Raw genomic sequence first — 12856 nt, forward strand, 5'->3', positions numbered from 1 at the left:
CTTCTTTCATTTGTAGGGCAAGGCAGTTTGTGATGTTTATTTCTTGAATTTATCTTTTATTTTGGCTAAAGTCGATGGGCTTAAATCGCGTTTCGCAATCACAAGGGCAAAGCAAATGATGAGTAATGTGTTGGCTCCGAGGGCCGCAACCATGGGGAGTCGGGCATTGGAAACCGAGATAAAGACAAACAACAGTGCAGCAATCAGCGTGTAAACAGCAATGTCTTTGAGTGGATAACGAATGGGATAGTACTTCTGTCCGAATGCATAACTGAGCACCATGCTAACAGCATACGAAGCAAAACCAGCCCAAGCGCAGGCCCAATAGCTGAACCTTGGAATGAGAAGCAAGTCTACTCCGATCAAGATTACAGCGCCGATGCCACTGAAGTAGGCCCCCCAAATGGTCTTATCGATAAGCTTATACCAGAAACTTAGGTTGAAGAAGATACCAAACATGATTTCCGCGGCCATCACAATCGGTATGATTTGCAGTCCTTCCCAATAGCTTTTGCCCAGCAAGTAGCGTAGAATGTCCATGTAACCCATGACACAAAGGAAGGCAAGTAGCGTGAAGATGATATAGAACTTCATGGCCTTGGCGTAGGTTTCTTTGTTGTCTTGGTCCTTTGTTTTGCCGAAAACGAAAGGCTCATAGGCGTATCTGAAGGCCTGAGTTATAAAGACCATGATCATTGCTATCTTGATACAAGCACCGTAAATGCCCAATTGTGTGCGGGCTTCATGGGCCGTTCCGTCATACAACCAAGGGAAGATTATCTGCGAAACTGTTTGGTTCAGCTGGCCCACCAAGCCCATCACAAGCAACGGCCACGTGTATTTCAGCATGCGTTTACAGGTAGCTTTGTCAAAAGGATTGCGGAAACCGCGAAGCTCTTTGCCTAAAAAGAAGAGCGTAATCAGGCTGCCAGCGAGTTCTATCCAGAACACCCAAACGACGTTCAAGTTGAAGTTTGCGTCGTAAATGCTAAAGGGATTGAGGCGGAAATGCGGCAGAATGACGAGGTAAAGCAGCACACCCACGATGTTGACCACAATGCTTATCATGCGCAACGACACGAATTTTATGGGCCGATGTGCATAGCGCAAGTAGGCCATTGGAATGTTTATGAAAGCATCAACGGCCACACATGCCCCCATAATCATAATGAATTCGGGGTGATCTTGATAGCCTATGGCATTCGAAACGGGCCTTAAAAAGAGGGCAATCAAGCCAATGAAGAGCACAGAAGTGGCCGAAACCGTTCGCAAGGCTGTTGCATAAACCTTGTCGGGTTGCTCGCCCGGGCGGTTCATAAAGCGGAAAAAGGTGGTTTCCATGCCGTAGGTAAGCAGGATAATCAGCAAGGCCACGTAGGCATAGAGGTTGGTAATGATGCCGAATTGCCCGCCACTGGCATTGAACTTCGCCGTTTCTATCGGCACCAAAAGGTAGCCGACGAAGCGAGCAACGATGGAACTGAGTCCGTAAATGGCCGTATCTTTGGCCAAAGATTTTAAGTTTGACATGTTTTAAAAAGTAATATCCACCTCCAACCTCTCCCTTTTGGAGGGCCGGGGTGGGGCTTTAAGCACTTATTCAAAGAAAAGATTTGCCAGAAAGATGGCTGCAATCACGCCTGCAAGGTCAGCCAATAGGCCGCAAGCAACAGCATGACGCGTGTATTTAATATTCACACTGCCGAAATAAACGGCAAGAATGTAGAACGTTGTGTCTGTACTTCCTTGGAACATACAGCTCAATCGACCGACAAAGCTGTCGGGACCGTAGGTCTTCATGGCCTCCAACATCAGGCCACGTGCCCCACTTCCGCTCAAAGGTTTCATGAAAGCAGTGGGCAAAGCACCTACGAAATCGGTGTTAAGTCCGCATTTCTCCACGCACCATGCGATGCCATTGATCAGCATATCCATAGCTCCTGAGGCGCGAAATACGCCAATTCCCACGAGAATGGCCACGAGATAAGGAATGATTTTCACGGCCGTGGTGAAACCTTCCTTGGCACCTTCGATGAAAGCATCATAGACATTGATTTTCTTGATGAAGCCCGCAACGATGAAACTCACGATGATTGAGAAGAGAATCATGCTGCCGCTGAGGTTGGCAACGGTCTCCATCGTCTTTTGATCCAACTGTCCGAAGCCCCAAATCACCACGCCTACGAATGCCAAAAGGGCCCCGATGAACGCCAAAAGTGCAGGCTGTAGCAAGTTAATTCGCTGCCAAAGAGCTGTCAAAATGATGCCAACAAGCGTGGCAACTGTGGTGGCTAAGAGAATAGGAACAAATACATCGGTGGGAACGGCAGCTCCGTATGCGGCCCGAAAGGCAAGGATGGTGGTCGGAATGATGGTTAGTCCGCTTGTATTGAGCACAAGAAACATGATCATTGGGTTGGTTGCGGTGTCTTTCTTCGTGTTAAGTTCCTGCATTTGCTGCATGGCTTTCAGTCCAGTTGGGGTAGCTGCGTTGTCAAGCCCCAGCATGTTGGAAGCAATATTCATGAAGATACTTCCCATCACGGGGTGGTTCTTCGGTATATCGGGGAAGAGTTTAGTGAAGATTGGGCTCAATGCCTTTGCCAATACATTCACTACACCGGCCTTCTCGCCTATCTTCATCATGCCAAGCCAAAGCGATAAGACGCCAGTTAGCCCCAATGAGATCTCAAAAGCATTCTTTGAAGCGTCGAAAGTCGACTGTACAATCTGTTGAAAGACTGTCGTGTCTCCCAAACACAGTGCAATCAATGCGAAAAGGAAGGCAATTGCAAAGAAAGCCACCCAAATATAATTCAGAACCATACGAGTGCAAAGTTAAAGGAAATACGTTATATATAAAAGAAAAACGTGAAAAAACATGGCAAAAAGACCTTTCCTGCTACGCATGAATGGCTACATCTCGGTACTGTTTGACTTGTTCAGCGGCATATAAATCTTGATTTTACAGTGCGAAACAGGCGTTGTTTCAAGAATAAATGTCTAATTTTGCAAGCAGAAATTTAGAAATAATTTTATATCATGGTTCAGACAGACACTTTACAATATCAGTGCAAGGGCGTCATCTACTACTTCTTGTCCACCTTGCTACTGGCACTTACTTTCTTTTGTTACATCATCGGCAGCACTATTTTGCCCGTCATGGATGTCATGGGTTGGTTGTTCTTCGTGCTTTCCTGCCTCTCTCATGCCGCCATCATCATGCTCTTGCCCCTTGCCGGCTATGCACTGCTGGCCCGATTACGGCAACCTTGGGTGGCCGGAGTCTGGTTTGTGACGTCGGTTTCCCTGTTGTTGGTGTTGACAATGCTCAATCTTCAGGTCTATCAACTGTATCGGTTCCACATCAACGGCATTATTCTTAACATGGTATTCGGTAGCGGTGCGAGCGAAATATTCAATTTCGATGCGGCCGTTTTGGCCAAGGAAGGGGGCATACTCCTGCTGTTTGTGGTGGCAGCCTTAGGGCTATGGCGACTCGTTCCCACGTTGGTAAGGCATACGAGTCGGGGCAAATTGTGGTCGATGGCGGCCTTTTTGATGCTGTCAATCCTTGCATCTAACGTCATACATGTATATGGAGCGTTCTTCCAAAAGCCCTCCGTGATGAAGTCAAGAGCCCTACTTCCCTACTATTTTCCACTCACTGCGACGAGCGCTTTGAGGGATTTGGGCTATCAAGCTCCTGTGAATCCCATTGCAGACATGCCCAGTTCGACCGACATTATCTATCCTTTACACCCCCTAAAAGTGAAGGATTCAAAGCGTCCGAACATCATTTTCATCTTCATCGACTCGTGGAACAAGCGCACACTTACGCCCGAAACGATGCCCAACGTCTATCGTGTGGCCACCGAGAGTCAGTGGTATGACAATCATTTCAGCAGCAGCAACGGCACCCGGTATTCGATCTTCGGACTCTTCTTCAGCGTTCCTTGCTTCTATTGGAACAGCTTTGAGTCGAGTCACATCAGTCCGTTGTTCATTGACGAAATGATTCGGCAAGGTTATAACTTCAGTATTCACGGCAGTGCCAACTTGGTTAACCCGCCATTCTCACGTGTGGTGTTCCAAAGGGTGCCCAAATTGCAGGTGAACACACCCGGTGCAACGACTTACGACCGCGACCAACGCATCACACATGACTTCATCAGTGCGCTGCCACGGCTGAAACAACAGGGAAAACCATTCTTCTCGTTCCTCTTCTACGACCTTGCACACAGCTATGAATACCCCAAAAGCCTGCCTAAAAGGTTCAAACCGTCGTGGGACTACGCCGATTACACCCGCTTGAACAACGACATGGACCCCACACCTTACTTTAACCTCTACCGAAACTGCTGTTGGTTGATCGACAAAATGATAGGCGAGGTGATCGAACAGCTGAAGAAAGAGGGCTTATATGACCATTCTGTCATCGTTATCTCTGGAGATCACGCCCAAGAGTTCAATGAAAACAAAAAGAACTACTGGGGACACGGCGCCAACTTCACCAAGTGGCAGATTGGTGTACCTTTGTTGTATCGCATTCCGGGCGAGAAGCCTCGGAAAATCAGCTATCGCACGACGCATTATGACCTTGTTCCGACCCTGATGCACGATTGGTTGGGCGTAACGAACCCCATCGAAGACTACAGTATCGGCCATTTGCTCACCGATAAAAGGCCACGTCGCTGGCAAATGGTAGGCTCTGACATCGAGTATGCCTTTATTATTGGGGGCGATACTATCGTGAACAAGGAAGGCGACGGGGCCATGGATGTGACCGATAGTCGGCTAAATCCCGTGACTAACTACCGCATTAATCCACGTGAGTTCAATGCCGCTATTCAGCAAGTCAACCGGTTTTTCAAGAAATAACGGCCTCAGTCGCAGGCAAACCTCCCCCAATCCTTCCAGAGAAGGGGAGTGCTTTTCAAAGAATAATGGCCTTTGTCGCACCCAGCCTCCCCCAACCCCTCCAAAGGAGGGGAGTGTTTTTCAAGAGATAACGGCCTTTGTTACGTCCTTTTTTCAAGGAGAAAGGAAGCCGTTGAGGGTCAAACCGTGATTTAAGTGCAATATTTTCGCCCACCGTCAAGTAGCGCTCACGGGCCATGTAGGGACGCACGGCCCGTGCGTCCGCTCAAATGGCCATGCACCTGTATTCACTTCTCAAAACCATTCGCCAGCTGCTGATTTGTAATCTCGCCTTGCCTGATCGTTGATCGGGCTGGGACTATTGCATAACCACTTTGCTTTTGTTGTTTCATTCGGTTGTTTGAGCGGACGCACGAGCCGTGCGTCCCTACATGCTTATAGCGTTTTCCGATGTAAAGGCGAGGGAAGTGCGGGGGAAATATGGGTGCGCAACCAACAAACCGCATGGCAGTTTCGTTATTTATAGGGCAGGGTTGACGTTGCACGTCAACCCTGTCACCGAGCGACGAGCAAGAGATCAACGCCAAGGGTGTTGCGTTTTCTTCCAATGAAAGGTTTTCCTAATTCCCGATAAAAGGTTTTTATCGCCTAACCGTAAGCGGCATATAAAAAATACCAGAGAATATATAAAAGAAAATAAGCCCTATTGATTTATAAAATATTCTTGGATATTCTACGATTTTTATCAATATACCGCTTGCGGTTAGGAGAACAAAATCCAAGGTCTTTGACATTGGAAATCAACAACTTATATCCTGCGTTTCAATCTCAGCCATTTTACCGCGCAATGTCAGCCATATTACACGCTAAAATGGCTGAGATTACCACGCAATATGGCTGAGATTGCAAATCGTTCGAATGCATGTAGGGACCTTGACTTTGAATATTGAACTTTGAACTTTGACCTTTAGGATTAGCAAAAAGATAAGATGAACTGTTGACAAAAGGCATGTAGGGACGCACGGCCCGTGCGTCCGTCCTAACACTCGTGCAGTTGTGTTTCATTCTCCTTGCGCGGACGCACGGGCCGTGCGTCCCTACATACCTCAAAGCATGTAACTCACCAACTTACCAACTTATTTAATTTGTCAACTCCACTTGCGCGGACGCACAGACCGTGCGTCCCTATATGCGATTTCACCCATACTATGACGCGAAATGGTTGAAACAAAAAACCGGAAAAAGGTTGGTTGGAATTCAAAATGAAAACGCATGCTGAAAACCACAGCCATTTCTCCGGTTTATCCTGCTGTTTCAGCCGGCTTTCAGCTTCAAAGTGGCGTGCTTACCGAGGCTTTTGTCCGTCACGGTCAGCGTGATATCGCCCCGCTGCCTGTTGCTCTGAACGATGACAACCAGCTTTCCGTTGAAGAGTTTCATGCGGGGTTCGGTGAACGGTTCGAGGCTTGTGGCATCGCCATTGCAGGCAGCTTTGAACGTTGCCGCGCCGCTTACGTCGAACGACAACGCATTATCGGCCGTCGGAATGAGCGTCCCTTTCGCGTCAACCAGCGAAACAGTGACGAAACAAAGGTCATCGCCGTCGGCATGAATGCTGTTTCGGTCGGCTTCCAACACGAGATGGTCGGGCAAGCCGGCCGTCGTTATCTGCTGCGTAGCCACGGCTTTTCCGCTGGCATCGTAGGCTATCACTTTCAATTCGCCCGGTTCGTATTTCACATCGTCCCACATCAGGCGGTAACGTTGTAGCAACTCCCTGGTTTCCAAGCGCCGTTTCTCCTCGTTTGGCCTTCCCGGTGCGACAGTATAGGTCTGTTTGCACTTCCGTCCAAGGCTTTTTCCGTTCAAGAACAGCTCGGCACACGGATAATCCGTGTAGACGAACACGGGTGTTTCCATGCCTTCGCGCCCGTTCCACGTCCAATGGGGCAGGAGGTGCAGCGTGTGTGCCTGCTTGTTCCATTGACTTCGGTAGAGATAGTAGCGGTCTTTCGGTATTCCCGCAAGGTCGCAGATGCCGAAATAGCTGCTCCTGCTCGGCCAAAACTCATCATATGGCGTGGGTTCTCCAAGATAATCGAAGCCCGTCCACACGAATTGGCCGATTGTCCACGGCCGATCTTCCTGCATAAGGAAGTCAGCTTCGGGCAGATTACTCCAGCCGCAGTATTCCGTGTCATAGCTTGAGCACTGCCCATCACTGTAGGTAGCCTTGTCGGTGATACGTGCGGGGATTTTATACACGCCACGTGACGAGACTGTTGAGGCCGTTTCGGCCCCCAAGAGAAAGCCCGCGGGAAGTTGGGTAATGTTCGTATCATATTTATATACCCTGTAATTGAAGCCCGGAACGTCCATTTCCTGCGCGAAACCGCTCTTCAGGGCTGCCTCGGCACGGTCCATGCCCTGCGTAACGGGCCGTGTAGGGTCCAATCTGTGGCAAATGGCCTGCAAGTTGTGGGCTATCTCGCGCCCTTCTGCGCTGCCTTGCTCGGGAATCTCGTTGCCGATGGACCACATGATGATGGAAGGATGGTTGCGATGGCAGCGTACAAGGTTCTCAATGTCGCGCTCGCTCCACGCCTGAAAGAAGCGGGCATAACCGTTCTTGCACTTGGGATAGCGCCACATATCGAAGCTTTCGGCCATCACCATCATGCCCATGGAGTCGCAAACCTCCATCTGTAGCGTCGAAGGTATGTTGTGACTGGTGCGAATGGCATCGCATCCCATGTCTTTCAAAAGGCGTATCTGGCGGATAAGGGCAGCCTTGTTGACGGCTGCACCCAGCGGTCCGAGGTCGTGATGCAGGCAGACGCCCTTGAATTTCCGGGCCACTCCGTTGAGTTGGAAGCCTGCTTTCGACACGCTGACCGTGCGGATGCCGAAGCGTTGTTGCTGACGGTCGTCGACAAGCATGGGGACTTTGCTGCCACGTTCGCGACATATCGCGAGGTCGAGTGTGTAAAGTCGAGGCGTCTCGGGGCTCCAACAATGCGGCTTTTTCACCGTAACGGTCAGTTCGTTCAAGCCGGTCGGGGCGGCTGGTCGGCTGAATGAGGCCACAAGGTTGCCCCGGTCGTCGACGATCCGACCGCGAACCAATCGCCCTTTCATGGGTCCGACGGTCTGAAAGTCTACTTTCAAGATGGCTTTTCCGGCTTCGATGCGCTCCGTTCTGACGAAAGTCGCCCACGAATCGAAGTGAGTTTCGCCCGTTGTTACGAGTTTCACGGGCCGATACAGCCCGGCTCCGGGATACCATCGGCTGCTTTCCTCGACGTTATTCAGTGTTACGGTGATGAGATTGCGGCCTTTCTTCAGCCATCTCGTGGCATCTATCCGGAAAGGCGTGTAGCCATATTTCCATTCTCCTGCAAAATGACCGTTGACATAGACCTTTGGCTCGGCCATTGCACCGTCGAAGGCGAGCCAAGCATGTGAGGGAAGCGTCTCGAAAGTCAATTCTGTTTGGTAAAATCCCTTGCCTATCCACGGAAGCGCGCCCGAACGACCGCTCTTCTCGGTGGCTTTCTGCTCGCCGTTCTGCGTGATGGCCACACATTGCAGGTCCCATTTCTTGTCGAAAGGGCCGCTGATGGCCCAGTCGTGCGGCACGGTTACCGGCTGCCAATGCACACTATCGCGGCTGAACTGCCATGTTCGCAGGTCTGTTTCTTGCCGGTTTTGTGCCTGAACCACGCAAGATAAAACGCTCAATAACAGGATAAAAGGTCTCTTCATGTCGTATCTTATTTTGGTTAACTGCCCACAAAGATACGAAAAAAAATGATTATCGGGAATTTGTTTCCGTCATTTTGTGAACTGCCTGATGCATGTAGGGACGCACGGCTCGTGCGTCCGCCTCCGATAATCATGTATATTTGTTTGTCATTTGCCTTGAGCGGACGCACGAACCGTGCGTCCCTACATGCCTGTCCCAACCATATGGTGGGGCAAACCGATAAGGTTTGGATGGCTATATGGCCTCGGGGTGACGGTTTCAACCTGTATTTTGTGATCGAAAAATAGGAAAACAGGGCCGATTGTTTCGTATTTTACAAAAAGAGTGCAGGATTTTGTAAATATGGTTTGCCTTTTTTTGCCTATTTTTGTCCATAGAATTTAATATTCAACGAGCCTATCTTTCTATAAACCTACTATCATTTATGGTGACCTTTTTGATTATCTTGCAACTCTTTATCGTCTTGGCACTCATCTTTATCGGTGCACGTGTGGGTGGCATCGGGCTGGGAATCTATGGCATGGTGGGCGTTTTTATCCTCGTGTTCATCTTTGGTTTGAAGCCCGGGAAGCTGCCGATAGACGTGATGTTGATTATTGTTTCGGTCATCACTGCGGCAGCTTTGGTGCAAGCTGCAGGCGGATTGGACTACTTGGTGGGCCTTGCTGCGAAGTTTCTGCGCCGACATCCCGAACACATTACTTATTATGGACCACTCGTAACGTGGCTTTTTTGCCTCGTAGCCGGCACAGCTCACACGTCTTATTCACTGCTTCCGATTATCTCAGAGATAGCAACTAACTCGAAGATAAGGCCCGAACGGCCGATGAGTGTGGCTACAATTGCAGCCTCATTGGGCATTACTGGCAGTCCGGTTTCAGCAGCTACGGCGGCTATTATCTCCACCGATTTGCTCGGTTACAGGGGAATTGAACTGAAAGATGTGCTGATTATCTGCATTCCGGCATCGCTCATTGCTATCTTGGTGGCCTCTTTCGTACAGAACCATGTAGGGAAAGAGCTGGTTGATGCCCCCGAATACCAACGCAGGGTCAAGGAAGGTGTCATCAATCCCGAGCAGGATAGTAAGCAAATGGAGCAGATAGAAGCGCACCCGAACCCTCATGCCAAGTATGCAGTGATGGCATTTTTGATGGCTGTTCTGCTGGTTGTGGTCTTCGGTTCGGTTCCTTCTCTGCGCCCATCTTTCGTGGTTGACGGTGAAACCGTGCGCATGGGAATGCCCGAAATCATTGAAGTTGTTATGATGGCTATGTCGGCATTGATCCTCTTAGTGGGCAAAGCAAAGGTGCAAGATGCCGTGAAAGGCAACGTATTTGCAGCCGGAATGAATGCCATGGTCAGCATTTTTGGCATCGCATGGATGGGCGATACGTTCTTCAACGGCAACCTTTCTTTCTTCAAAAGTCACATCGCTGGCATCGTAACTCAGTATCCTTTCCTCTTCGCAGTGGCGTTGTTCTTCATGTCGATCATGCTGTTTTCGCAGGCTGCAACAGTGAGGACACTCTATCCATTGGGCATAGGTTTGGGCATAACTCCACTGGCTTTGGTGGCTATGTTCCCTGCCGTTAACGGTTATTTCTTCATTCCCAACTACCCAACAGAGGTGGCGGCAATCAACTTCGACCGCACGGGAACGACGCGAATTGGGCGATATGTGTTGAACCATAGCTTTCAATTAGCCGGCTTCATCACGACATTTGTGAGCATTGGTGTGGGCTATTTAGTCATCACCTTTCTATATTAACACCTATCTTTAACCTATAAAACAAACAGTATGAGAACAACTAAGATTTCAATGCTGATGCTATTGGCATTGGTATTCACGCTGACACTGAGTGCAAAACCCAAGATTCGCATCATCGCAACGGGCGGAACGATTGCCGGAGTGAGTGCAAGTGCTACCTCATCTGCCTACGGTGCGGGGCAAGTAGGCATTCAAACGCTGATTGATGCCGTTCCTCAAATCAAGGAATTAGCTGATGTTAGCGGTGAACAATTGGTCAATATCGGCAGTCAGGACATGAATGATGCAGTATGGTTGAAGCTGGCTAAGCGCATCAATCAGCTGCTTAGCGGAGACTATGACGGCGTTCTCGTGACGCATGGTACAGATACGATGGAGGAAACGGCCTATTTCTTGAGCCTCACAGTCCACAGCGATAAGCCCGTAATCCTTGTAGGTAGCATGCGACCTTCAACCGCAATCAGTGCCGATGGGCCTGCAAATCTCTACAATGGTGTGGCAGCTTTGGTCGATCCTTCGTCCAAAGGGCATGGCGTTATGGCCTGTATGAACAACCAACTTATCGATGCTAAGAGCCTTATCAAGACGCATACGACCGACTGTGCCACGTTCAAAGGCACCTATGGAGAGATGGGATACGTCTACAACGGCAAGCCTTATTACATCTTCGAGCCTACATATAAGCACACAACTCGAAGCATTTTCAATGTCGATAACCTTGAGAAACTGCCGAAAGTCGGCATCATTTACGGTTATGCCAACTGCTCAACGCTACCCATAGAGGCCTTTTTTAAGGCCGATTTCGATGGCATTGTGCTGGCCGGAGTGGGTGATGGTAACTTCTATAAAGATGTGTTTGACGTTGCAGTTCAGATGCAAGAGAGTGGCACACAGATTGTGCGTGCGAGCCGAGTTCCCACAGGTCCGACTTGTTTGAACGGAGAAGTAGACGACAGTAAGTATCATTTTGTGGCCGCATTGAACCTTAATCCGCAGAAAGCACGCGTGCTCTTGCAACTCGCTTTGACCAAGACACGCGACTGGCAACAGATACAAAAGTATTTCCAAGAGTATTAACCATGAACAAGACAATGTTAATTTGCGCCTTACTTGCCGCAAGTTTGACGGCAGGCGCACAGAACGGAGCCAACACCGGCATGGGCGGAAGCGACGGAAACTATGCTTCTTTGGCCGAGAAAGTGGCGAATTTGGAAAAGAAGAACGATGCGTTCAACGTGTATTTCAACTATGCTGCGAGCTTCCGGGCAGAGCAGAACGGCGATAAAGAATGGTCTGCGGCCTTTACCAACAAGCAATTGCGCCTTGAAATCAAGGGAAACATCGGCGACCACCTCTATTATCGCTTCCGTCATCGCCTGAACAAGGGCACAGATGCACGCGGAGACAACTTTGCCAAGGCTACGGATATCATGATGGCTGGCTGGAAATTCAACGACAAGTTGAGCATTCAGGCTGGTAAGATGTGCCAGATTTGGGGCGGATTTGAGTTTGATGAGAACCCCATGTACATCTATCAATACAGCGATATGGTAGACTATATGGACAATTTCATGGCCGGTTTGGTCGTTTCCTACAAGCCTATACCGAGCCAAGAGCTGGCTTTTGAGGTGTCAGATGCCAACAATGACAACCTCAATATGGTCTATGGTGTGGGGTCAAATGCATGGGAACAGGGTGGAACTCGGCCCTTAGAGCAATTCAAAAACCCGTTGACTTACATCGCAAACTGGAATGGAAGCTTTGCCAACGGCATGATTAATACGCGATGGTCTTGGGGACTTCAGACGCAAGCTCGGCACAAATACAGTCGCATGCTCGTGCTTGGTCAGCAGCTAAATCTCGCGAAGTTCCAATGGTATGTGGACTACATGGGCGCATGGGATGGGCTCGATCGGCTCGGAATAGCAACCGGTGACATGGGTCATGTGCTTGGAGCCAACGTCTATGCCAGCGATGTTCACTACAATAGTTTCATCTCTAAGGTCAATTGGCAGTTCGCTCCGCAATGGAACCTCATGCTGAAAGGCATGTATGAGACGGCAAGTATCAGCAAAATGGAGCAAGGAAAGAACTACAGAAAGAGCTTCGGCTACATCGGAAGTGTGGAGTATTACCCCATCAAAGACCAGGACTTCCGTGTCTTCTTGGCTTATGTGGGCCGCAAATATGACTTCAGTGAGAAGTCGGGGCTGAAGGATTACAACACGAACCGCATCGAATTGGGGTTCATGTATAGGATAAAGGCGTTCTAAATACCCACCTTCGGCCTCTAACACCCACTTCTCTCCGCTCTAACACCCACCCCCAGCCCCTCCCGAAGGGAGGGGAGAGGGTGCTTGCAGAGGGTGTCTTGAGAACTAAGGAGCATGAGGAAAGTAATGATTCTTTGGGGAATTGAGGAATTCTTCATGAAAGAT

7 protein-coding genes are annotated in these 12856 nt (G+C 49.4%); 4 read left to right on the plus strand and 3 right to left on the minus strand.

What is annotated here, in order from left to right; translation table 11 throughout:
- Positions 1-36: 36 nt before the first annotated feature.
- The gene (locus H164_RS0105810) at positions 37-1530 is read right to left on the minus strand and encodes an oligosaccharide flippase family protein (protein ID WP_019967752.1); all 1494 of its coding nucleotides are present in this window, start codon (positions 1528-1530) and stop codon (positions 37-39) included.
- Positions 1531-1596: 66 nt separating this feature from the next.
- Entirely contained in the window at positions 1597-2826 is a 1230-nt protein-coding gene (locus H164_RS0105815) for a nucleoside recognition domain-containing protein (RefSeq protein ID WP_019967753.1), read from the minus strand.
- Positions 2827-3042: 216 nt separating this feature from the next.
- Here H164_RS0105815 and H164_RS0105820 point away from each other — a divergent pair, with 216 nt between their 5' ends.
- The gene (locus H164_RS0105820) at positions 3043-4881 is read left to right on the plus strand and encodes a sulfatase-like hydrolase/transferase (protein WP_019967754.1); all 1839 of its coding nucleotides are present in this window, start codon (positions 3043-3045) and stop codon (positions 4879-4881) included.
- Positions 4882-6195: 1314 nt separating this feature from the next.
- Here H164_RS0105820 and H164_RS0105830 read toward each other — a convergent pair.
- Positions 6196-8646, minus strand: a complete 2451-nt coding sequence (locus tag H164_RS0105830; RefSeq protein WP_019967756.1) for a glycoside hydrolase family 2 TIM barrel-domain containing protein — start codon at positions 8644-8646, stop codon at positions 6196-6198.
- A gap of 425 nt (positions 8647-9071) precedes the next feature.
- On the opposite strand from H164_RS0105830, the gene H164_RS0105835 reads away from it, so the two are divergent.
- Genes H164_RS0105835 through H164_RS0105845 form a run of 3 tightly spaced genes read left to right on the plus strand, consistent with a single transcriptional unit; the run spans position 9072 to position 12691 of the window.
- Entirely contained in the window at positions 9072-10418 is a 1347-nt protein-coding gene (locus H164_RS0105835) for an anaerobic C4-dicarboxylate transporter family protein (protein ID WP_019967757.1), read from the plus strand.
- Between the two features lie 30 nt (positions 10419-10448).
- Positions 10449-11495: a type II asparaginase gene (locus H164_RS0105840; protein WP_026356260.1), complete on the plus strand. Its 1047-nt coding sequence runs from the start codon at positions 10449-10451 to the stop codon at positions 11493-11495.
- A 2-nt stretch (positions 11496-11497) separates the two neighbouring features.
- Positions 11498-12691, plus strand: coding sequence for a porin (locus tag H164_RS0105845; protein ID WP_019967759.1), 1194 nt, complete (start codon positions 11498-11500; stop codon positions 12689-12691).
- The last annotated feature ends 165 nt before the right edge of the window (positions 12692-12856 follow it).

The organism is Segatella maculosa DSM 19339 = JCM 15638, from assembly GCF_000382385.1.
GTDB lineage: Bacteria > Bacteroidota > Bacteroidia > Bacteroidales > Bacteroidaceae > Prevotella > Prevotella maculosa.